This window comes from Microbacterium sp. zg-Y1090 (assembly GCF_030246945.1).
Lineage (GTDB): Bacteria > Actinomycetota > Actinomycetes > Actinomycetales > Microbacteriaceae > Microbacterium > Microbacterium wangruii.
The window spans coordinates 2946453-2967029 of sequence record NZ_CP126742.1 but is presented as its reverse complement, the minus strand read 5'-3'; the positions used below and the strand labels follow the sequence as shown (position 1 = coordinate 2967029).

At 70.3% G+C, this 20577-nt stretch carries 16 protein-coding genes and 1 tRNA gene; 10 read left to right on the top strand and 7 right to left on the bottom strand.

Annotated elements, in window-relative coordinates; all coding sequences use genetic code 11:
* From rpsN to QNO26_RS13860, 3 genes are all read left to right on the top strand, one after another.
* On the top strand, positions 1-306 hold the full coding sequence (gene rpsN / locus QNO26_RS13870) for a 30S ribosomal protein S14 (RefSeq protein ID WP_257533812.1): 306 nt from the start codon (positions 1-3) through the stop codon (positions 304-306).
* A 248-nt stretch (positions 307-554) separates the two neighbouring features.
* Positions 555-842: an HU family DNA-binding protein gene (locus tag QNO26_RS13865; protein ID WP_257533810.1), complete on the top strand. Its 288-nt coding sequence runs from the start codon at positions 555-557 to the stop codon at positions 840-842.
* Positions 843-945: 103 nt separating this feature from the next.
* Positions 946-2931: a bifunctional copper resistance protein CopD/cytochrome c oxidase assembly protein gene (locus QNO26_RS13860; protein ID WP_257638535.1), complete on the top strand. Its 1986-nt coding sequence runs from the start codon at positions 946-948 to the stop codon at positions 2929-2931.
* Between the two features lie 62 nt (positions 2932-2993).
* On the opposite strand, the gene QNO26_RS13855 is transcribed toward QNO26_RS13860, so the two are convergent.
* Positions 2994-4115 (bottom strand): hypothetical protein, encoded by a 1122-nt coding sequence (locus QNO26_RS13855; protein ID WP_374679384.1) that lies wholly within the window; start codon positions 4113-4115, stop codon positions 2994-2996.
* A 116-nt stretch (positions 4116-4231) separates the two neighbouring features.
* Here QNO26_RS13855 and QNO26_RS13850 point away from each other — a divergent pair, with 116 nt between their 5' ends.
* From QNO26_RS13850 to QNO26_RS13840, 3 genes are all read left to right on the top strand, one after another.
* Positions 4232-5587, top strand: coding sequence for an ATP-dependent DNA helicase (locus QNO26_RS13850; protein ID WP_257533808.1), 1356 nt, complete (start codon positions 4232-4234; stop codon positions 5585-5587).
* Between the two features lie 104 nt (positions 5588-5691).
* The gene (locus QNO26_RS13845; protein ID WP_257533807.1) at positions 5692-6978 is read left to right on the top strand and encodes a serine hydrolase domain-containing protein; all 1287 of its coding nucleotides are present in this window, start codon (positions 5692-5694) and stop codon (positions 6976-6978) included.
* Positions 6979-7092: 114 nt separating this feature from the next.
* A complete protein-coding gene (locus QNO26_RS13840) occupies positions 7093-7971 on the top strand; it encodes an SDR family oxidoreductase (RefSeq protein ID WP_257638534.1) in 879 nt (292 codons plus the stop codon).
* A gap of 60 nt (positions 7972-8031) precedes the next feature.
* Here the strand turns inward: QNO26_RS13840 and QNO26_RS13835 are convergent, their stop codons facing one another.
* Positions 8032-8706: a ThuA domain-containing protein gene (locus tag QNO26_RS13835; protein WP_257638533.1), complete on the bottom strand. Its 675-nt coding sequence runs from the start codon at positions 8704-8706 to the stop codon at positions 8032-8034.
* Between the two features lie 122 nt (positions 8707-8828).
* Here QNO26_RS13835 and QNO26_RS13830 point away from each other — a divergent pair, with 122 nt between their 5' ends.
* On the top strand, positions 8829-9281 hold the full coding sequence (locus QNO26_RS13830; RefSeq protein ID WP_257533804.1) for a hypothetical protein: 453 nt from the start codon (positions 8829-8831) through the stop codon (positions 9279-9281).
* 33 nt (positions 9282-9314) lie between these two features.
* Here QNO26_RS13830 and QNO26_RS13825 read toward each other — a convergent pair whose 3' ends face one another.
* From QNO26_RS13825 to QNO26_RS13805, 5 genes are all read right to left on the bottom strand, one after another.
* Entirely contained in the window at positions 9315-10094 is a 780-nt protein-coding gene (locus QNO26_RS13825; protein ID WP_257533803.1) for a DNA/RNA non-specific endonuclease, read from the bottom strand.
* 537 nt (positions 10095-10631) lie between these two features.
* Positions 10632-13196: an Ig-like domain-containing protein gene (locus QNO26_RS13820; protein WP_285181672.1), complete on the bottom strand. Its 2565-nt coding sequence runs from the start codon at positions 13194-13196 to the stop codon at positions 10632-10634.
* 270 nt (positions 13197-13466) lie between these two features.
* A tRNA-Gly gene (locus QNO26_RS13815) sits at positions 13467-13540 on the bottom strand.
* Positions 13541-13845: 305 nt separating this feature from the next.
* Positions 13846-15885, bottom strand: coding sequence for a hypothetical protein (locus QNO26_RS13810; protein WP_257533802.1), 2040 nt, complete (start codon positions 15883-15885; stop codon positions 13846-13848).
* A gap of 29 nt (positions 15886-15914) precedes the next feature.
* Positions 15915-16715 (bottom strand): hypothetical protein, encoded by an 801-nt coding sequence (locus QNO26_RS13805; protein WP_285181671.1) that lies wholly within the window; start codon positions 16713-16715, stop codon positions 15915-15917.
* Positions 16716-16827: 112 nt separating this feature from the next.
* Between QNO26_RS13805 and QNO26_RS13800 the strand changes: the two genes are divergently transcribed.
* The 3 genes from QNO26_RS13800 to QNO26_RS13790 all read left to right on the top strand — a co-directional run bounded on the left by QNO26_RS13800 (position 16828) and on the right by QNO26_RS13790 (position 20577).
* Positions 16828-18129, top strand: a complete 1302-nt coding sequence (locus tag QNO26_RS13800) for a M23 family metallopeptidase (RefSeq protein ID WP_257638531.1) — start codon at positions 16828-16830, stop codon at positions 18127-18129.
* Between the two features lie 49 nt (positions 18130-18178).
* Positions 18179-18784: a dCTP deaminase gene (dcd, locus tag QNO26_RS13795; protein ID WP_257533798.1), complete on the top strand. Its 606-nt coding sequence runs from the start codon at positions 18179-18181 to the stop codon at positions 18782-18784.
* 83 nt (positions 18785-18867) lie between these two features.
* Positions 18868-20577 carry a BCCT family transporter gene (locus QNO26_RS13790; RefSeq protein ID WP_374679383.1) on the top strand — a complete coding sequence of 570 codons (1710 nt, stop codon included), beginning with the start codon at positions 18868-18870 and terminating at the stop codon, positions 20575-20577.

The window sequence follows — 20577 nt, the reverse complement described above, 5'->3', positions numbered from 1 at the left end:
ATGGCTAAGAAGAGCAAGATCGCGCGCAACGAGCAGCGCAAGGTGGTCGTGGAGCGCTATGCCGCGAAGCGCGCCGAGCTGAAGAAGGCGCTTGTGTCGCCGGAGTCCACCGACGAGGAGCGCGAAGCCGCTCGCGTGGGTCTGCAGAAGCTGCCCCGCAACGCTTCGCCCGTGCGCGTTCGCTCGCGCGACGTCATCGACGGTCGCCCCCGCGGAAACCTCACGAAGTTCGGCATCTCGCGTGTCCGCTTCCGTGACATGGCCCACCGTGGCGAGCTGCCCGGTGTGACCAAGTCGTCGTGGTGACCCCCGGTCATTGACCTCGCGAAAGGCCCGCGGTTCTCCGGAACTGCGGGCCTTTCCGCGTTCACAGCAGTCACATGCGTCACTGTCACCGGCGACACGCCGGTGAATGTGCCCCAGAATGGGCCGAAATCCGCGTAATTCCGCGGATCGTGGGTATATTCGGGCACGGTCGATCCGACCAGCCGGGGGCGCTCGCCTCCGGTCCCAAGTACGAGAAGGCGGTACCCACCGCCTTGGAGGACAACCCCATGGCTGACAAGTCCATCACCAAGACCGAGCTCGTCGCGAGCATCGCCAGCGCCACCGGCCAGAGCCAGGCCACCGTCTCGGGCGTGCTCGACTCGCTGTTCTCGACCGTCGCCGACGCCGTGGCAAAGGGCAGCAAGGTCTCGATCCCCGGCTGGATCGCCTTCGAGCAGGTCGACACCGCCGCCCGCACCGGCCGCAACCCCCAGACCGGCGAGGAGATCAAGATCGCCGCGGGCAAGCGCGTCAAGGTGACCGCCGGCTCGAAGCTCAAGGCTGCCGTCAAGTAAGACCTCTGACGAGACTTCGTCGCCGCCGTCCCGACGGCCCGCGATAACAGAAGGGGGATGCCGCGAGGCATCCCCCTTCTGCGTGCCCACGTAAGCTTGGGTGGTGAACTCCCGCGCCCTCCGGTACGCCGGCCCCGCGATCCTCGCGATCGTGGCTCTCGCCGTCCTGGCGTGGGCGCTGGCTCTCGGTGGCGGGGCCGCGCCGCTGCGACTGGGCGACCCCGGGCCGGTCGTGCGCTGGGGTCTGCCGGTGGCCAAGCTCACCGTGAACCTGTCCGCCTCGGTGATGGTGGGCTCTCTCGTCGTGGCCCTCTACGCGCTGCGTGCGGGCACACGCGCCTTCGAGACCGCGCTCGACGCGGCATCCATCGCCGCGGCCGTCTTCACCGTCTCCGCGGGCGTCACCGGATTCTTCACGGTGCTCAACGCCCTCGGTTCCACGCCCAGCGCCGGTGCCCAGTTCGGGCAGCAGCTGGGGCGCTTCCTCATCGAGCAGGAGCTCGGCCGTGCGTGGCTGATCACCACCCTCGCGGGCGCGGTGCTGACGGTTCTCACGTTCGCGGTGCGCGGGTGGACCACGACCCTGCTCGTCGCGGTGCTCGCGATCGCGTCGCTCATCCCGATGGCGTCGCAGGGTCACTCCGGCGACGACGCGAACCACAACGCGGCGGTCATGGCCATCGCGCTGCACATCATCGCCGCGGCTGTCTGGCTGGGCGGGCTCGTGCTCATGGTGCTCGTGCGCCCGCTGCTCTCCCGCACCGAGATGGCCGACGTGATGCGCCGCTACTCGTCGATCGCGCTGGTCGCCTTCGTCGTCGTGGCGATCTCCGGCACGGTGCGGGCCCTCGCCGGCGGAATCACGCTCGAGCTGCTGACGTCGCCCTACGGCCTGGTGCTGCTGGTGAAGATCGCGGCGCTCGTCACCCTCGGCGTCTTCGGCGCGTGGTACCGGGTGCGCCTCATCGGCCGCATGCGCGACGACGGCGCCGCGCGACGGTTCTGGAGCCTCATCGGACTGGAACTGGCTTTCATGGGCGTGGCCAGCGGCGCGGCGGCCGCGCTCGCGCGCACGCCGCCGCCGGTGGACACGTCGCTGCCGCCGGTGCGCACCCCGGCCGAGATCCTCACCGGGGCTCCGCTGCCCCCGGAGTTCACGATCGACCGCTGGTTCACCGCGTGGGAGATCGACCTGCTGTGGGCGTTCGCCGTCGGCTTCGGCGCCTTCTTCTACGTCGCCGGCGTGCGACGGCTGCGCCGCCGCGGCGACACGTGGCCGATCTACCGCACCGTGCTGTGGCTGGTCGGCCTGGCGCTGCTGCTGTGGGTCACCGGCGGCCCGATCAACGTCTACCAGGACTACCTGTTCAGCGTGCACATGGTCGGGCACATGCTGCTGTCGATGGCGATCCCCCTGTGCCTCGTCGCCGGGGCGCCCGTCACCCTCGCGGCGCGGGCGATCCGCAAGCGGGACGACGGCACCCGGGGTGGCCGCGAGTGGATCCTCTGGGCCGTCCACACCCCGTTCTCCCGGGTGGTGACGCATCCGCTGTTCGCGGCCGCGATGTTCATCGGGTCGCTGTGGGTGTTCTACTACACCGACCTCTTCCGCTGGTCGCTGTACGACCATCTCGGTCACGAGTGGATGATCGCCCACTTCCTCATCTCGGGCTACCTGTTCGCCCTCTCCCTCGTGGGCATCGACCCGGTGCCGTACCGCTACCCGTACCCCTTCCGTCTGGTGACCCTCATCGCGGTCATGGCGATGCACGCGTTCTTCGGCATCGCGATCATGATGCAGTCCGGCCTGATGGTGGCGGAGTGGTTCGGCTCGATGGGACGCACGTGGGGGCCGACACCGCTCGAGGATCAGTACGCCGGAGGCGGTGTCGCCTGGTCGGTGGGAGAGATCCCGACGCTCATCCTGGCTCTCGTCGTGGCGATCCAGTGGAGCCGCAGCGACGAGCGCACCCAGCGCCGGCGCGACCGGCAGGCCGACCGCAGCGGTGACGCGGAGCTCAACGCCTACAACGAGCGTCTCGCCCAGCTCGCCGAGCGCGACGCCCGACGCGAGCGCGCCGGCCGCTGAGCCTGCCGACCCGAGCGTCGCGGCGCCCCACGGCGCCAGGCCTCAGCCCGCCTCAGCCCGCGTCAGCCTTCGACGCCGGAGACGAGGATGGATGCCGTCCCGTCGGGCAGCACGGTGATCGTGCCGGTCAGCTGGAACGGGACGTCTTCGTCGGCATCCCACACCGAGCCGTCGAAGAGCGACTGCACTTCCACGTCGATGTGCGCGACGGCGTCGGTGACGGGGATCTTCCATCCCGCGCCGTCGGGTTCGACCGAGACCACCGGCGCCTGCGCGATCGTCCAGGTCGGCAGCTCGGTGATGCGGTTGCGCACGGTGAACCCGAACGGGCAGCCCGCGGGCTGCAGCACCTGCTGCGCGGCGCACTCGGCGAGGAACTGGTCCACCCGTTCCTGCACGACGCTCACGAACTGCTCTGTCGGCTGCGCCTGCAGCTCGACGCGGATGCCGGCGGCGGGGGAGTCCGACAGCACCGCGACCCCGGGGGTGGCGGAGATGGCCGTGTCGACCGCGACCGAGTACACGCCCGGCGAGAACACGAGCAGCGGCACCGGTGCGGCTGGATCGACGTCGGCGCCGTCCGGCGACACCTGCCGCTTGTCGAGGTCGAACCCGTTCACGGTGAACTGCATGGCGCCCAGCACGGTGAGGTCGATCACCGCGAGCGGCGACTGCGCGAAGCGCCAGGTCGGGGCGACGCCGAGCCAGCCTGCGCGCTCGACGTCGAAGGTGGTCTCGCCCGGGTAGGGGCCGGCCTTGTAGGCCACGGTGACCCTGGTCGCGTCGTCGCCGGGCTCCTCCGAGACGACGCGGACGTCGGAGAGGCCTGCGAGGGCGGCCTGACGCAGCAGAGCCTCGGATGCCGTCGGCGGCAGGCCCGCCGCCTCGAGGTCGGCGGAGTCGACGACGACGCCCGGCACGGCGAGGGCATCGGCCGCACGCCCTTCGCTGAGCATGGTCACGTACCGCGTGACGAAGGCCGAGGGACTGTAGAACTGCGCGTACAGTGCGCCGACGGCGGACCCGAGCGCCGCGATCAGCAGCACGCCGATGATGGCGAGCATCGTCAGCTCGGCACCGAGCCGCGGGCGTCGACGCGGGTGGACGCGCACGGACGTGGCATCCGGAGCCTGTGCATCGACGGGCGCGCGCAACGGCGCCACCCCCGCCTCGCCGTACTCCATCCCCCCAGTCTAGGAACCGCGACGCATCGCTTGCCGGGAAAGTTCCCAGCCGACGCCTCTGCACACCCGAGGCGGCGCGCCCGTCGGCGACCAGGCGGGTGTGCGACCATGAATCAGTGACCGCCCCGCTTCTCACCGACGAACAGGAAGCGGTGTTCCGGCTCATCGAGGACACCAACGAGCACGTCTTCGTCACCGGCCGCGCCGGCACCGGCAAGTCCACGCTGCTGCGCCACCTCGCCTGGAACACGGACAAGCAGATCGCCGTCTGCGCTCCCACGGGCGTCGCGGCCCTCAACGTCGAGGGGCAGACGATCCACTCGCTGTTCCGACTGCCCATCGGGCTCATCGCCGACAGCGACCTCGACCAGCCCGACCAGACGCGCCGCATCCTCAACGCCCTCGACACGCTGGTCATCGACGAGATCTCGATGGTCAACGCCGACCTGATGGATGCCATCGACCGGTCGCTGCGGCAGGCCCGCGGGCGCCGCAGCGAGCCGTTCGGTGGCGCGCAGGTCGTGATGTTCGGGGATCCGTATCAGCTGGCGCCGGTGCCGCCGCGCGGCGACGAGATGCGGTACATCCGCGACCACTACCGGTCGTTCTGGTTCTTCGACGCCCACGTGTGGGCCGGTCGGTCCGGCGATGACGCCGAGGGCGGTCTCATCGACCTCGGGCGCCACGGTGCGACGCTCAACATCCGCGAACTGCGCGACATCCACCGCCAGGCCGACCCGACCTTCAAGATCCTCCTCAACGCCGTGCGCCACGGCGTGGTCACCGCCGACATGGCCGAGGTGCTCAATACCGCGGGGGCGCGACGACCGCCCGAGCCCGGCGGTGACGAGCCGCCGATCATCACGCTGGCCACCCGCAACGACATCGTCAACCGCATCAACCACCGTCACCTCGACGCGCTGCCCGGACCGGTGCAGACCGCCCGTGCCGAGGTCAGCGGTGACTTCGGGCGAGGGGATGCGGCGTACCCCGCCGAGCTGGAGCTGCAGCTGAAGGTGGGAGCGCAGGTGATGTTCCTGCGCAACGACGTCGGCGGCTTCGGCGAGCCGCCCCGGTGGGTCAACGGCACGATCGGAACGGTCACCCGCATCGCGGGGGCGACGGTGCGCGTGGAGGTCGACGGCGTCGAGCACGACGTCGAACCCACCGTGTGGGAGAGGTTCCGGTACGCATACGACTCGGCATCCAAGTCGCTGTCGCGCGACATCGTCGCGGAGTTCACGCAGTTCCCGCTGCGGCTGGCGTGGGCCGTGACCATCCACAAGTCGCAGGGCAAGACCTACGAGCGGGCGATCATCGACCTGGGGTCCGGGGCGTTCGCGCCGGGTCAGACCTATGTCGCGCTGTCGCGGCTGACCAGCCTGGATGGGCTGTACCTCACCAGGCCGCTGCGCCCGAGCGATATCCGCGTCGACCCCGACGTGCGTCGCTTCATGCGCTCGCGCGCCTGACCGGCCTCTGCCGCCGGTGCCGCGTGCCCCCGGGCCAGGTGAGGCGTACCGGCAGGCCCGCCGCGGTGTGTTTGAATCTTTGGAGGACTTTTCGGGGGTATCGAATGCTGCAGTTCCGCCGCGCACGTCGCGTTGCGACCGTGATCGCCGCCGTCGTCGGCATGGCGCTCGCCGTCAGCGCGTGCTCCAGCGAGGGCCCGACGGTGCTGCCGGCCGTGCCCGAGCAGGTCGATGCCCCGCTGCCGGAGGAGACCCGCGCGCAGCTGCAGGCCGCCGTCGAGCGCGCGATGGTCGCCACCGGGTCCACCGGGGCGATCGTCGGCGTCTGGGCACCGTGGAGCGGCCAATGGGTCGAAGGGCTCGGCACGTCCACGCCCGGCGGCGAGGCCGTGACCACCGACATGCGCTTCCGGGTCGCCGGCATCACCCGCGCGATGACGTGCGATGTGCTGGATGCCGTGGCCGCCGCCGGCACCGTGTCGCGCGACGACTCGGTGACGGAGTGGATCACCGGCATGCCCGGTTACGAGGACATCACCCTCGAGCAGCTGTGCGACTCCACCAGCGGCATCGCGTCGTACGGCCCGCGCATCGCCGATCGCGTGCTGACCACGCCGCAGCGGGTGTGGAACCCGAAGGAGCTGGCCGCGTACGGGATGGGATCGGACCGCACCGGCGCGCCCGGGGCGGCGTTCGTCGATTCCGACACCGGCTACGTGCTGCTGGGCATCGCCCTGGAGCGCGCCACCGGCATGACCGCGGCGGAGATGTACCGCACGTACGTCGCCGAGCCGCTCGGGCTGGATGCCACCGGTCTGCCGGCGCCGACCCGTGACCTCGCCGCCGTCGAGGCGCCTTTCCTGGCCGGACTGTACTCGGCCGACAACGCGGAGGGCGCCGTCGACTGCCTCGCCCCGCGCGACCTCACCTCGCTGTCCGCGAGCAGCGGTTACACCGCCACCGGCGTGGTCTCCGACATCGACGATCTCGGCCTCTACGTGCAGGCGCTGGCGACCTCGTCCCTGCCCGGGGCGGGGGAGGACCGCTTCGCGTCGCCGTTGCCGGTGAGCCCGGACGCACCCTCGTGGAACACCGCCGCCGGCGGTGCGTACCAGGCAGGATCGCTCATCGGCCAGTACGGCTCGGTACCCGGCTACATCACCGGGGCCTTCGCCGACCCGGCGACGGGCATGGCCGTCGCGGTCGTGCTGAACAACTCCCGCGCGACGGCCGCCATCGGCGAGTATCTGGCGTGGGAGCTCGCGGCCATCGCGTCGAAGGCGCCCGCCGCCGCCGGGCAGACCGCTCCGACCGCCGGCCTGCCGTGGACGGCCGAGCAGTACGCCGAGCAGATCGCGGCTTCGGCCGTCTGCGCCGCGCCAGAGGGCTGAGTCCGCTCGCGCGCGCGGACAACCGCTTCCCGTCTCCGGGCTGAGGGTGTCAAGCCCCTTCTCGCCGTTCGCCGAGTTCGGCAGTGTCGATGGTCAGGCAACGGAAGGAGCCCCATGACCATCCAGGATCCGCGCGAGAAGCACCACGACGACGAGTTCACCGCGCAGCAGCAGGAACAGCCCGGTCTCACCGACGACACCATGCCCGAACCCGATCACGGCGAGAAGAGCTACCGGGGCAGCGGCCGGCTCGAAGGACGCCGCGCCCTCATCACCGGCGGCGACTCGGGAATCGGGCGGGCGGTCGCCATCGCCTACGCCCGTGAGGGCGCCGACGTCGCCATCGTGTACCTGCCCGAGGAGCAGGACGACGCCGACGACACGGTCGCCTTGATCCGCGAGGCCGGCCGCACCGCCGTCGCGCTGCCCGGCGACATCCGCGACGAGTCCTTCGCGACGAGCATCGTCGCCGACACCGTCGAGCAACTCGGCGGTCTCGACATCGTCGTGCTCAACGCGGCGTATCAGAAGGACCGCGACGGCATCGAGAACCTCCCCACCGAGGGGTTCGACCGCGTCTTCCGCACGAACCTCTACGGCATGCTGTGGACCGCCCGTGCCGCCGTGCCGCACCTGCAGCCGGGCGCGTCGCTCATCGTCACCGCATCCGTGCAGGCATACAGCCCGTCGCCCTCGCTGGTGGACTACGCCATGACCAAGGCGGCTCAGGTCGCCTTCGTGCAGGCGATGGCGGAGGAGCTGGGCCCGCGCGGCATCCGCGTGAACGCCGTCGCGCCCGGCCCGATCTGGACGCCGCTCATTCCCGCCACCGGCTGGGACGCGGAGCGTCTGGCGGAGTTCGGCCAGGACACGCCGCTGGGCCGTGCCGGCCAGCCGGCGGAGCTCGCCGGCGCCTACGTCTACCTCGCCTCCGAGGACGGCTCGTTCACGTCGGGAGCCGTGCTTCCGGTCACCGGCGGCAAGCACCTCTAGTCGCTCCGCGACACGACGGAGGGCGCCTCACCGCGAGGCGCCCTCCGTGTCGTCGTGGCCTCAGGCGCCGGCGGCCCAGCGGGCGAGGGTGCCGATGAGCCGGCGGTGTCCCGCCGAGTCGTACGACCGCTCGTCGTGTCCGAGGGTGTCGACGGCCACGCGGGCCGCGCCGTAGGTGCGCACCCAGGCCGTCGGCATCCGCTCGCCGTCGGTGACGTGCGTCGCGACGACCGAGCGCTCGCCCAGCTGCTGCAGGCGGCAGTAACGCTCGTCGAACACGGTGAAGTCGTCGGCGGGGGTCCCGTCGGGAAGCGTGCCGCCGGTGATCTCGACATCGGCGATCTCCGGATGCCACGACGCCCCGGGGATCCACATGCCTCCGATCGCGGGCGCCCACGACGGGTAGTCGCGGAGGGAGCCGACCGACAGGTGCATCGCGAGCACGCCGATTCCGCGCGCGAGGGCCTGATCGAGACCGGTCACCGAGGCCGCCGGGGGGCGGTTCGTGCGGGAGGCGTCATCGCGCCAGGGGTCGCCGGCGTTGACCACCAGCAGCGCTGCATCGTCGAGCCGGGTCATCGCGGCATCCACGTCGTCGTCGACGACGACCTGGAATCCGGCCGCGCGCAGAGTGTCGGCCAACAGCGCGCTCGTGCGGGGGAACGGATGCCACGGGTCGGCGTATCGGCCGCTCCCGCTGGCGATGACGGCGGTGGGGTGGGCGAGCGGGCTCATGCTGTCACGTTACCGACCGGGGGATGGCGCGGGGCCCCGCGCGGCGTCGGCGAGGGCCTGGCGTCGTGCGCGGTCGGGACGTACCGTGGCGGCCAACACACCGGAACGCCAGGGGGAACACCATGCGCAAGACCACGACCGGCGCCCTTGCGGCCCTCATCCTGCTCACCGTCTCGGGCTGCGCCGCAGGCGGGTCGACCGATGGGGCGACGCGGCTGCCCGACCAGTCGGTGCCCGAGGCATGCGATATCGCGGTGCCCGCAGCCGAGGACGCCGACGGCGCGCTGACCGAGGCGCTCTCGCGCATCGACGACGAGGACTACGCCGGGGCGTCCGAGACGATCCGCTCAGCCACGGACGACCTCGACGCCTCGCTCGCGACGGTCACGAACGAGCGGGTGCGCGACGAGCTCGATGACCTGACCGAGGACATGAAGGAGGTCGGCCTGCTGATCGACCAGATGCAGGCGGCCGCCGATGACGCGCCCCTCCTCGCCGAGATCAACGACGACCTCGTGGACGACACCCAGGACGTGCGGGAGTCGGCTGACGAACTCGCGGCCGTCTGCTCCTAGCAGGGTCGCCCGCCACCGGCATCCCGCGCCGCGTCAGAGCACGATGTCGCTCGGGTCCTCGAGCGGGCGGGCAGCAGTGACTCCCTGGCCGCGGAGCACATCCGCGTCGGGCAGGGCTCCCCAGTCGAGGCCCGTCACCTCCGCGATGCGGTCGATGGGCACCTGGAACGTGCGGAACCCGCCGAGCGGTGGCGACGCCACGGCGCCGGTGCGCGTGTCGACCAGCTCGCTCTGGTCGAGGATGAAGCCGGTCGCAGCCAAGCCCGCCGGGGAGAGCCACGCCGCGACCTTCCAGAACCGCAGCGGAATGCGGATGCCGCGATACGGCGGATCGTCGTCGGCCAGCACCGGTGCGGTGAACACCGACAGTCGCTGGTCGGTGGCCTGCGCGTACTCCAGCACGTGGTCCTCGAGGCCGAGCCAGAGTTCCTTCGACTGATTGAATCCGGAGGCCTGCGGCGCGGCGTTCGGGTAGCGGAAGGTGGCCTCGGTGGCGGCGCGGGCGATGTCGGCGTCGCCCCAGCCCGGGTCACGGCGGCGCACGAGGTGCCCACGGTCGAGGTCGTTCCCGGCGTAGATCGCGGGACCGGCCTGCTGCGAGGAGGGCACCCTCTCGTCGAGCCGCCACTCGCCCGTCCGCGGCAGGTCGCGCAGGGCGGCGCCGTCGATGTTCACCGCGGTGATCGCGGCCAGCCGGCGTTCGGGATCGAGCTCGACCGTGAAGCGCGGGTAGTCCAGGCGCACGGTAGGTCGCCCAGTTGTCGGCAGCGGCACGGCGGGGCCGAGGAACAGGGGGTCGTAGCCGGCGTCCATCCCGCCATCCTTCCCTTCGTCGCCTCCTGGGTGAAGGGCGGCGCCGCGTGGCTCCCCTCCTCACGGGGTGCGGTGACATGCCTCATCGCGGCTGACGTGGCCGGGGAGCACCCGGTTACGCCATCGTTCGCGTGGTCGGCGTGGAGATCGGGTTCTTCGGGCGCGGCGGGATGGCCCTCGTATCTGACGGCCGGCCGCCCGCTGATGTTCCCGCCAAGCCGCGCGCCTCCGTGCCCGACCACCGGTCCGAACGAGCTCTGGACTGCCTTGCCGGATTCGTACCCAGATCGGACTGATGAATCCGCGGTTTCAGTAGGCAGTCGACCGCGCGCGTTCTGAAGCTCGTTCAGACAAACGCGGCCGTCGTTCCAGCGTTCGCTGGCTGGACGCGACGGGTACTTCACCGCCGGCTTGTTCTCGATTCCGTTGGCGTGCGCCCACGCGTCGCGAAGCCACGACGAACAGCTGAGCAGGAACAGTTCGCGTAGTACCGCATTTCGGGGCGGGGAAACCTTCGCTCGTCCACCCCGTGTGCCGTCAGTATCGGGTGCGCCGGCGGAACAGGAGCAGCACGCCAGCGGTGGTGAGCAGCCCCGCGGTGAGCAACGGTGTGAGCCACGCACTCGCGGACTGCCCGGATACCGCTAGTGCCTGGTGTCGGTCAGCGCCGCCCCCGCCGCCCTCGCCGCCGGCTGCCGGTGTGTCGCCACCGGCTGCCGGTGTGTCGCCGCCGTCCGCTGGTGTGGGAACGTTCGGGGCCACCGTGACGGTGACGCGCGCGGTGGCGTCCGCATAGTCCACGCCATCCGGGTGGAATGTGAGCAGCACCGAGTGGGTGCCCACGGGCAGGCCGGTCAGGTGCACGTCCGCCGTCCCGGTGTTCGGGTCGACGGTGCCGGGGGCGCCGATCACATCTCCGCCGAGAGTGGCAGAGACCGCGCCATCCAGCGGCGGCAGCGGGCCGACCGCATGCGCGGTGACCTGCGCGTGGAGCGTTGCGGTGTCGCCAGCGGTAATCGTGACTTCGGCCGGGGTGGCTTCTAGCCGGGTTGCGTGGGCAGTGAGCGTGACCGTCTGCGCAGCGGAGGCGGAGGCCGCGAAGCCCGCGGCGGGCAGGTACCGGGCCGTGAACGCGTGGGTCCCCGCAGCCGTCCCGGTCAGTTCGGTGTGGAACCTGCTCACGCCGTCGTACGGGGTGGGGTCGGTGTCATCGCCGGGGGAGAGAACGGCAACCACCTCGCCGTCGCGGAGGATTTCCACCTGCCCGGCCGGTTCGAGGCGGCTGCGGGTGTCAGCGGCAACCGCCACGTCGAGTTCGACGGGGTCGCCGGCACGGCCGGATGCGCTCACCGCGGTGAGCTGGGTGGACGTGGCAGCGGTGGTGACGGTGATGGTGGCGGGGGCGGAGTCGGCGCCGTTGTACACCTCGTCGCCGCCGTACATGGCGGTGAGCTGCGTCACGCCGGTCGGCAGTTTCAGGTCGCTGAATGCTGCAGTTCCGGCCTGGTCGAGGGTGGCCGTCGCGATGTGTTGCGTGCCGTCGGTGAGCAGCACGATGCCGGTGGCGGGGACACCGGCGCCGTCTGCGGGGCGAACGGTCACCGCTGCGGCGAGCGGCTCACCGTACACCGCGGTCGTCGCGGTGGGGGTGAGGGTGACGACGGCTTGGTCGTCGTACGCTTCCATCCGGACGGGGGCGCTCGCGGAGGCGGCGATGTTCGTCGTGCCCGCGAACGTGGCCTGCACGGTGAACGCTCCGATGCTGCTGGGCGCGGTGACGGGGATGCTGAATCGTCCTGCCGCGTCGACGGTGCCGGCGGTGTCGTGTCCGTTGACGGCGACGGTGATGGGTTCCCCGCCGCGTAGTGCGGCGCCATCCGTGGTGACGGTACCGGCGACGGTGACGGTGCTCGCGGTGGGAACCCGCAGCGGCAGCTGGTCGAGGATGGTGAGGGAGTGTGCGGGGCCGGGGCCGACGATCACGTCGAGGGTTGCGCTGGCGCGCTGCGTTCGGTCGCGGGAGGTGAACTCGGCCTTCAGGGTGTGGCGGCCCTGCGCGAGAGAGAACCGGAAATCGACCCGGCCATTCACGGTGCTGTCGCGGCCGACGAAGGTGTTGTCGGCGGTGAACATGACCGTACCGGGGGAGGGCACGAGTCCGTTCGCGCCGGTGACGGTCACCTCTGCTTCCTGCGGCACACCCGCCAGGAACAGGGTCGGCGCCGTGAGGGTCAGCTGGACCGGGTTCTGGTAGCTGATTTCGACGTAGCCGTCGCTGTTCACGGAGGTGAGCAGGCGGACGTTCTCCGCGTCGGGATTGGTGTAGCTGGTGCCGCCGGCACCGCCACCGCCGACACTCGCAGACAGGAACTTCTTGCCGGACTGGCCTCCGGTCCCGGAGGGCCAACCAGCGCCACCGCCACCGCCACCGCCGGACGCAGTGAGCCGGGCGGCATTGGACCCGTTCGTACCGGACGTGCCGGTCTGTGTGCCAGGTGCACCGCCCTTGCCCGGGTGGTACCCGAAGGTGCCGTCTTCACCGGCCAGGTCGGCGCCGCTCGTGCCCCAGCCGCCAGCGCCACCGAACCGCCAGGGGCGCGGCTGCGGGATCGTCGGAGCCGTTTTCAAAGCACCGCCGACACCACCCCCGCCGCCGGCGACCGCGATCAGGTTTGTGCCGCGCAGGACGGCGGCCGCGCCACCGCCGCCGCCACCGTGCAGCGCGCCGCCGGCCGGGCTGCCCCCCGATCCGCCGTTCAGGTAGCCGATGCCCGGGGTCTGCGTATGCGGCGCGCCGCCGCGTGTCGCACCGTAGAGACGGAGCGTCTCACCGGGGGTGACATCCAGGTCGAACTCCAGCTGCCCGGCCCGTCCGCTCCCAGGGGCGGACTGCCCCTCCCGGACGATGTCGCCGCCGGAACCGCCGGCCATCGTCACGGACACCCGCCGCACTCCGGCCGGCGGCGTCCAGTCCACACCCGCCGGGTCGGTGAATCGAACCGTGGTGATCTCCGGTGAGGCGGCCAGGCCGTCCGCGTCCGCGTGCGCCGCGACCGGGGCCAGGACGGTCAGCGTCGACATCAGCGTGGCGCTGAGCAGCACCGCGAGACCTCGAGCGGTGTGATGTGGACGGATACGGGAAACACGCGAGAACATCATCACTTCGAACCCTATCCAGAAGCGGATGCTCGCCCGCAATCGTGCTGGCCCAGAGGGCGATCACCCACGAGTCAAGGTCGGGGGAGCGTGGCGATGCGGGGCTGGTCTCGCGGCCGCACGGGGTATCCGCCGGCAAGAGCTCTTCGCAGAAGCCGAGAGCTAACCGGTCCGAACGAGGTCTGGAAAGTCCAGCCTGGGTCTGGAAGTCACAACTGGAGGGGCTGACGGGAATCGAACCCGCGCTGTCTGCTTGGGAAGCAGAAGTTCTGCCATTGAACTACAGCCCCGTGGCCGGTGAGGAACGCGACGGGCGATCCCGGAATGGCCTGGTGCACACGTTAGTGCACACGCGGCTCTCGGGAGGAGAGCCGTTCCACCACTCTACCGCGACCTGCAGCACACCCCGACTTCTCTCCGCACCTCCACCGGTGTCACCCGCTCGGCGCGTGCGCAAACGCAAAGGGACGGAGGGTCGGAGGGATATCAGCGTGCCGTCAAGCCCCGCGAACCCTGGAAAGGCGGGATCGCGGGGCTTGCAGAGGCACCGAAGACGTGGCGGCGGGGCACGGTGGTCGTCACGGCCTCCGCCGGGCTACCCCCGACGCAGTTCGGCGAGCTCGCTCTTGCGCTTGTCGAGTTCTTTTTTCAGCGCAGCGAGGTCGTCGGCGAGCACCGCGCGGGCGTCCTTGAGCAGGTCGGGGTCGACGTCGAGCCCTCGAATGCGGGGCACCTCGTCGCCCCAGCTCGTGGGGATGTCGCACAGAGTGAGTTTCTCGACGGTCGAGTTGTGGAGGAGGACGTTCGCCCTCGCGGATTCCTTCCACGAACAGCGGAACTCCACGCCGCCGATCACCGGGGCCTCCTGCGCATCCACGTGTCCGTCGAACGTCTGGGATTCGGCGCCGAACATCGAGGCGTCGACCGGAATCTTGATGGTGGTCCCGGTGAGGCGGTACCACGAGTCGCCCTCGCCGAAGAAGTACAGCTCACCCGTGTACAGGTCCCAGGCCTCGTACTGCACCATTCGTCCGACGGCGCCGAACGGGATCTCCGGGTAACTCGAGAACGAGTATTCGAGCCCCTTGGTGAGGTCATAGCCGTAGCTCGTCTCGGAGCTCAACTCGATTCCTTGCTTGAAGGTCTCGCCCGGCATCGGCTCATACTCTGCTTCGTAGCTGAGCTTGATGCCGAAGGTCTGCTCGACGGAGTCCGTGACCTCCTGCGACCAGGTGCGCTCGAACTTCCACTCCTGGGGCTCGTCCGAACCCGCCGTGTGTGGCTGGGTGGCGATGGTCCGCGGGTTCCCTGCCTCGGCCGTGTCGAGCGTCGGCTCACCGATGGCCTGGATGCAGCCGTTCCCATGCTCGCCACAGGCGTCGACGATGCCGTTGTTCCTGGCATCCTGGTCGCTGTCCACCGTGTCCACCCTGGCCATCCGCACCTGGAACGTGGTGTCATCGTCGGTGTGGACGTTCGGCTTGCTCATTCCGGTGGGCTCGCACGTGAACGGCGTGTTCTCCAGCACGCGCACACCGGTCGTGTTCGGGTCGCCCAGGTAGATCGAACAGGTGGCGGAGGGCTCGCTGCCCGACAGGTACTTGTAGTTCTCCGCCCAGCCGCTGATCCAGTACGGGGTTCCCTTGCCATCGAGCAAAATGCGGTAGGCGAAGGAAGCCTGCGCGTGGGTGTCGGGCTCGGACTGTTCGCGACCGAAGTTCTGCTGCGCGGCGGACCAGGTCAGAGTTCCCCCGTTGGGGATCGTCGCGTAGGGAAGAGCACGTTTCTCCTCCACGCTCACGGCGACGGGGTACCAGGCCTCGCCGTTCATCACGATGCGCTTCTGCTGGTTCGCGGTGGAAAAGGTGCCGTCGGCAAGGGAGATGACGGGTCCGTCCCCCGCATTGCGCACGTCGATGATGCCGGTGATGGTGGACCAGTTGTGCAGCGCGACGTCCGCGGAGGCGATCACGGCTCCCGATGCTCCCTGAGCCGAGGCCCCGTCACAGGCGAAAGGCGACTCGTTCTCGAAGTCCACCGGTGCGCCGTCTCGGAGGATGGCGCAGTCCGTTTCGACGCTCAGCGACCCGGCCGTCCGGTTCACGGTCGAGGTGTATCGGACGGTGTAGTCGGTGAGCGTTCCGTAATCGATCAGCTGGGCGGTGAAGGTCACCTCGTGGTGGCCGTCATCGGGCATGGGGTAGTCCCACGCCAGGTAGCGGATGCCGGCATCCGACCAGTCATATGCCTTTTCCGCGGCCACGTCGGACTCGTTCTGCGGGCTCGCAGGCTGCACGCCGGGCGCGAACGCATACCGCAGCTGGAACCCGGTCGCCCTCGTCGGCACGGCGCTGCGCTGCACGGTCTGCGTGGCGTGGGATGCCACCGATACCGCGTCATCGGCGCCGGTCTCGGTCTCGGCTTCGTTCCCGCCCCCGGTTTCGGTTTCGGTCTCCGCCTCGGACAGCTGAGGCGTCGCCGACGGAGCGGGTGCAGAGGGGTCGGTCTGCGGATCGGTGGTCTCGGCATATGCCGGCCCGGCCATGAGTCCCGCGGCGAGGACCGCCGCGAAGGGGATGGCCAGTGCAGCGCGTGCGCGGTGCGATGTCTGCCGTCGTTGGGCGTTGAATCTCATGTTCTTCGTTCCCTGAGTGATCGTGGATGTCAGCCGGACACGCTCTGGTGCCAGGCGGTGAAGGTGTCGAAAGAGGAGCGCAGTTCGGCGGCTGCCGCAGCGGCATCCTCGGTCTGGTCGTCGCGGACGGCGGCGTGCACCTCGTCGACGACATGCAGCGCGGGCAGCAGGCGGGTGAGCACCTGGTGGGCCTCATCCGGAACGTGAAGCTGAGCCGCGCGGATGACCTCGGCGAACGCCTCGGCGACGTCGCCCGCAGATCGGCGCACCGCGATGTGGTCGCCGGCGGCGATCGCCGCGTCGAGGGCGTCAAGATGCGGGAGTGCGTCATCGGCGGGAACCCGGGAGACGGACCGATCGACGATGACGTCGGCGTACGGGCCCGGGTGCTGCGCCGACAGTGGAGCGTAGGCCGCCAGCGCTGCCTGCTGGTCGCCGTCGGCGACCGCATCGGCGATGTCGAGCACTTGGGTGAAGGTGTCCACCCAATGCGCGTACTGCACGTCGTCGCGCGCCGCGTAGTCCAGCGCGGCGGCGGCGGCTTCCAGCGTGCCGGCCGTCGCGATCCATGCATGGTCGAAGTCGTCCTCGAGCCACGCGCCCAGCACCGGCAGCGAGAGGGCGTACGCCTGCTCGGGGGTCGCCGCGACTCTTCCGTCGGCAGCCGGCGCTCCCGACGGCTCTGTCGCGGACGAGGCCGGCTCTGCCGCAGGGGGCGACGCGGTCGACGCGCCGATGGCGATCGCCACTCCGACACCGACGACGGCGGCAGCGCCGACGGCGACCGCGACGATCTTCCAGGGGTGGACTCGGGACCTGCTCTTTTGCATCACGCCACGACGCTAGGGATCGCCGGACGGCGAAACAGGGGACTCAGGTCCCCACCGGTGCGCCGGCACCCGCTGATAACTTCGCAGAAACCGCACGAACTGGAGCATCAGCGTGACATCTCGCCGCGTATTCCGTCTGGCCATCCCGCTGATCGCTGCGGGGGCGGTGCTGGTCGTCGGCTGCTCCGCCGCCGCGCTCCCCGATGCCACGAATGCGCCCCCCGTCGAGGTGTCCGCGGCCGGTGTGACGGTGCCGGACGCGTTCACGGCGGTCACCGTCGCCACCATCGGCGCACCGCCTCTGCCGTTCCCCGGGACCGATGGACGGCTCCACGTCGTCTACGACCTCCAGCTCACCAATGCCACGCAGGTCCCCGCCACGGTGGATCGCATCGACGTCGTCGACGGTGCCGACCCGGAGCGGACGATTGCGAGCTTCTCCGGGGCGGCGCTGGTGGACCCGTCCTGCACCTTCGGGGAGTGCAACCGACTGCGGGGGCTTCCCGCCGGGTACATCGACAGTGCGGTCATCCCGCCGCAGACGAGCCGCGTGGTCTTCATCGACTTCACCGTCGATTCTCTCGACAGCCTTCCCCCGGTGCTCCTGCACCGCATCGCGGGTACCGGCGCCCTGTCGCCGGCGTTCGGCGAGCCGGGCGCCATGGAGTATCTCGCCACCCCGCTGGCCATCTCCCGTCGCGCGCTGCCCGTCATCGCGCCGCCGGTGCGCGGCGACGACTGGATCGCCTTGAACGGATGCTGCGAACCGGGCTTTCCCCATCGCAGCTCCGTGATGTCGGTCAACGGCAAGCTCAACAACAGTCAGCGATTCGCGATCGACTGGAAGCGCACGAACGCCGCGGGCGCGTTCTACTCCGGCGACAAGACGAGCAACGACAGCTACATCGACTACGGCGCCGACATCCTCGCCGTCGCCGACGGCACGGTCGTGTCGATCCTCGACGGCATGGCGGCAAACGCCCCGGGCGTGCTGCCTGCGCACGACCCCGAACTCGCGGCGAAGCTCACCGTCGAGAATGTCGACGGCAATCACGTGGTGCTCGACATCGGTGACGGCGTCTACGCGATGTACGCCCACCTGATCGCCGGGTCGGTCACGGTCGAGATCGGCGACACGGTGACGGCCGGCCAGGTGCTCGGGCACCTGGGCAACACCGGCAACGCCAACGCCTCCCACCTGCATTTCCAGCTGATGGACGGCCCCAGCCTGCTCGATTCCGACTCGCTGCCCTACGCGCTGACGGGGTTCGACTACGGGGGGCAGGTCGCGCCCGAGCTGATCGCGGACGCCGACGACTACTTGACCGGAACCTTCCTGCAGGGTGCGCTGCCCAGGCCGGAGGCGCGAACCCGGCAGTTGCCGCTCGGGTTCGCGATCGTCGACTTCCCGTGACGGCGCCCCGGCCGCGCAGCGGCGCAGTTCGCGCCGCTAGGCTGATCGCGTGCTGCTGAGCGACCGCGACATCCGCCTCGAGATCGACGGTGGCCGCATCGGCCTCGACCCCTGGCTGCCCGAGATGGTGCAGCCCTCGAGCGTCGACGTGCGGCTGGACCGTTACTTCCGCCTGTTCGACAACCACAAGTACCCGTTCATCGATCCGGCGGAGGACCAGCCCGAACTGACCCGCCTGATCGAGGTCGACCCCGACGAGCCGTTCATCCTGCACCCCGGCGAGTTCGCCCTCGGCGCCACCTTCGAGCAGGTGAGCCTGCCCGACGACGTCGCCGCGCGCCTGGAGGGCAAGTCGTCGCTGGGCAGGCTCGGCCTGCTCACCCACTCCACCGCCGGGTTCATCGACCCCGGTTTCACCGGTCACGTCACTCTCGAGCTGTCGAACGTCGCGACTCTGCCCATCAAGCTGTGGCCGGGCATGAAGATCGGCCAGCTCTGCTTCTTCCGCCTCTCCTCGGCGGCCGAGAACCCCTACGGCTCCGGCCCTTACGGCAACCGCTACCAGGGTCAGCGGGGGCCGACGGCATCCCGGTCATCGCTCAACTTCCACCGCACGAACGTCGGCACGAGCGACGTCGGCTCCCGCGGCGCCTGAGCCCCGGCGCGCGGCCTGCCACACGGTGGACGCCGCGCGCAAGCGCGGGCGCCCCCCGGCGGTGCCCGGTTACCGTGGACGCCGTGAGCAACCCGAATCTGCCCGCAGAGCCCGCCCCTGCCGCCCCCGCGCCCGCCGACAGCCCGACCGACGCCCGTCGCTTCACGCCCAGCCCTTGGGTGATCGGACCGGCTGCGGTGGTCACCCTCGTCTTCAGCGCCTTCGCGATCGCGTTCCCCACTGAGGCCGAGACGTTCTTCGGCACGATCCAGGGCGCCATCGTCGACGGGTTCAGCTGGTACTACGTGGCCATCACCGCCTTCTTCGTCGCGTTCTGCCTCTTCCTCGGCTTCAGCCGGTTCGGCGACATCCGCCTCGGGCGAGACGACGACAAGCCCGAGTTCTCGACCGGCGTCTGGTTCTCGCTGCTGTTCGCCGCGGGGATGGGGATCGGTCTGGTCTTCTACGGCGTGAGCGAGCCGCTCAGTCACTTCGTGACGCCCAAGCCGGGCGTGGAGGGCACCACGGCGCAGCTCACACAGTCCGCGTTGACCCAGACCTACCTGCACTGGGGTGTGCAGGCCTGGGCGATCTACGTCGTCGTGGGTCTCGCGCTCGCCTACGCGATCCACCGCCGCCGCCGTCCGCTGTCGATCCGCTGGGCGCTCGAGCCCATCATGGGTCGTCGGGTGCGGGGCGGGTGGGGCAATGCCATCGACGCCATCGCCCTCGTCGGCACCCTGTTCGGGGTAGCGACGAGCCTCGGCCTCGGTGTGCTGCAGATCAGCTCGGGGCTCTCGGCGGCCGGCTTCGTCGAGAACCCCGGCATCGTCGAGCAGATCGTCATCATCGTGGTGATCACCGGCGCCGTGCTCTTCTCCGTGCTCTCGGGCGTGACCAGGGGCATGAAGTGGCTCTCCACCACGAATCTGGTGCTGGCCGCCGCCCTGCTGCTGTTCGTGCTCTTCGCCGGTGACACCCTCTACCTGCTGCGTGAGTGGGTGCAGTCGATCGGCGCCTATCTGCAGAACTTCATCGGACTCAGCTTCAGCGTCAGTGCCTTCCAGGGCACCGCGGGCCAGGAGTGGCAGGCGGCATGGACCGCGTTCTACTGGGGCTGGTGGATCTCGTGGGCGCCCTTCGTCGGCATCTTCATCGCCCGGGTGAGCCGGGGACGCACGGTGCGCGAGTTCGTCATGGGCGTGCTCATCGTCCCGACCCTGCTCGGCATCCTCTGGTTCGCGGTGCTCGGCGGCTCGGCGCTCAAGATCGAGACCGACACCCCCGGTGCGATGACGGGCCCCGACGGCACGGTGGACATCGAGGGTGCGCTGTTCCAGCTGTTCGAGTACCTGCCCGGCACGCTGCTGCTCACCATCGGCGCGCTGATCCTGATCGCGATCTTCTTCGTGACCTCCGCCGACTCCGGCGCCCTCGTCATGGGCATGCTCGCCACCGGCGGAAACCCGGAGCCGAGCAAGCCGGTGCGCGTGCTGTTCACCCTCATCACGGCCGTGCTCGCGGTCGCGCTGCTCATCGCCGGCGGCCTGGTCGCGCTGCAGACGGCGGCGATCATCATCGCTCTGCCGTTCAGCGTCGTCATGCTGCTGATCTGCTGGGCGCTCGTGGTGGCGTTCCGCCGGGAGCGGGCGGCCTACGAGCGGGTGCAGCGTGAACAGTTCGTGGAGCGCATCGGCGAGCACTACGGCCTCGAGGTGGAGCTGCCCAATGAAGAGGGCGTGCCGGCGCCCCACTGGGCGCGTCGGCTGGCTCGCCTGCGCGGCGAACGCTGA

Coding starts and splice junctions, on each gene's coding strand:
- QNO26_RS13865 (WP_257533810.1), top strand. CDS start 555: ATGGCTGACAAGTCCATCACCAAGACCGAGCTCGTCGCGAGCATCGCC.
- QNO26_RS13840 (WP_257638534.1), top strand. CDS start 7,093: ATGACCATCCAGGATCCGCGCGAGAAGCACCACGACGACGAGTTCACC.
- QNO26_RS13805 (WP_285181671.1), bottom strand. CDS start 16,715: ATGCAAAAGAGCAGGTCCCGAGTCCACCCCTGGAAGATCGTCGCGGTC.
- QNO26_RS13835 (WP_257638533.1), bottom strand. CDS start 8,706: ATGAGCCCGCTCGCCCACCCCACCGCCGTCATCGCCAGCGGGAGCGGC.
- QNO26_RS13830 (WP_257533804.1), top strand. CDS start 8,829: ATGCGCAAGACCACGACCGGCGCCCTTGCGGCCCTCATCCTGCTCACC.
- QNO26_RS13825 (WP_257533803.1), bottom strand. CDS start 10,094: ATGGACGCCGGCTACGACCCCCTGTTCCTCGGCCCCGCCGTGCCGCTG.
- rpsN (WP_257533812.1), top strand. CDS start 1: ATGGCTAAGAAGAGCAAGATCGCGCGCAACGAGCAGCGCAAGGTGGTC.
- QNO26_RS13845 (WP_257533807.1), top strand. CDS start 5,692: ATGCTGCAGTTCCGCCGCGCACGTCGCGTTGCGACCGTGATCGCCGCC.
- QNO26_RS13810 (WP_257533802.1), bottom strand. CDS start 15,885: ATGAGATTCAACGCCCAACGACGGCAGACATCGCACCGCGCACGCGCT.
- QNO26_RS13855 (WP_374679384.1), bottom strand. CDS start 4,115: ATGGAGTACGGCGAGGCGGGGGTGGCGCCGTTGCGCGCGCCCGTCGAT.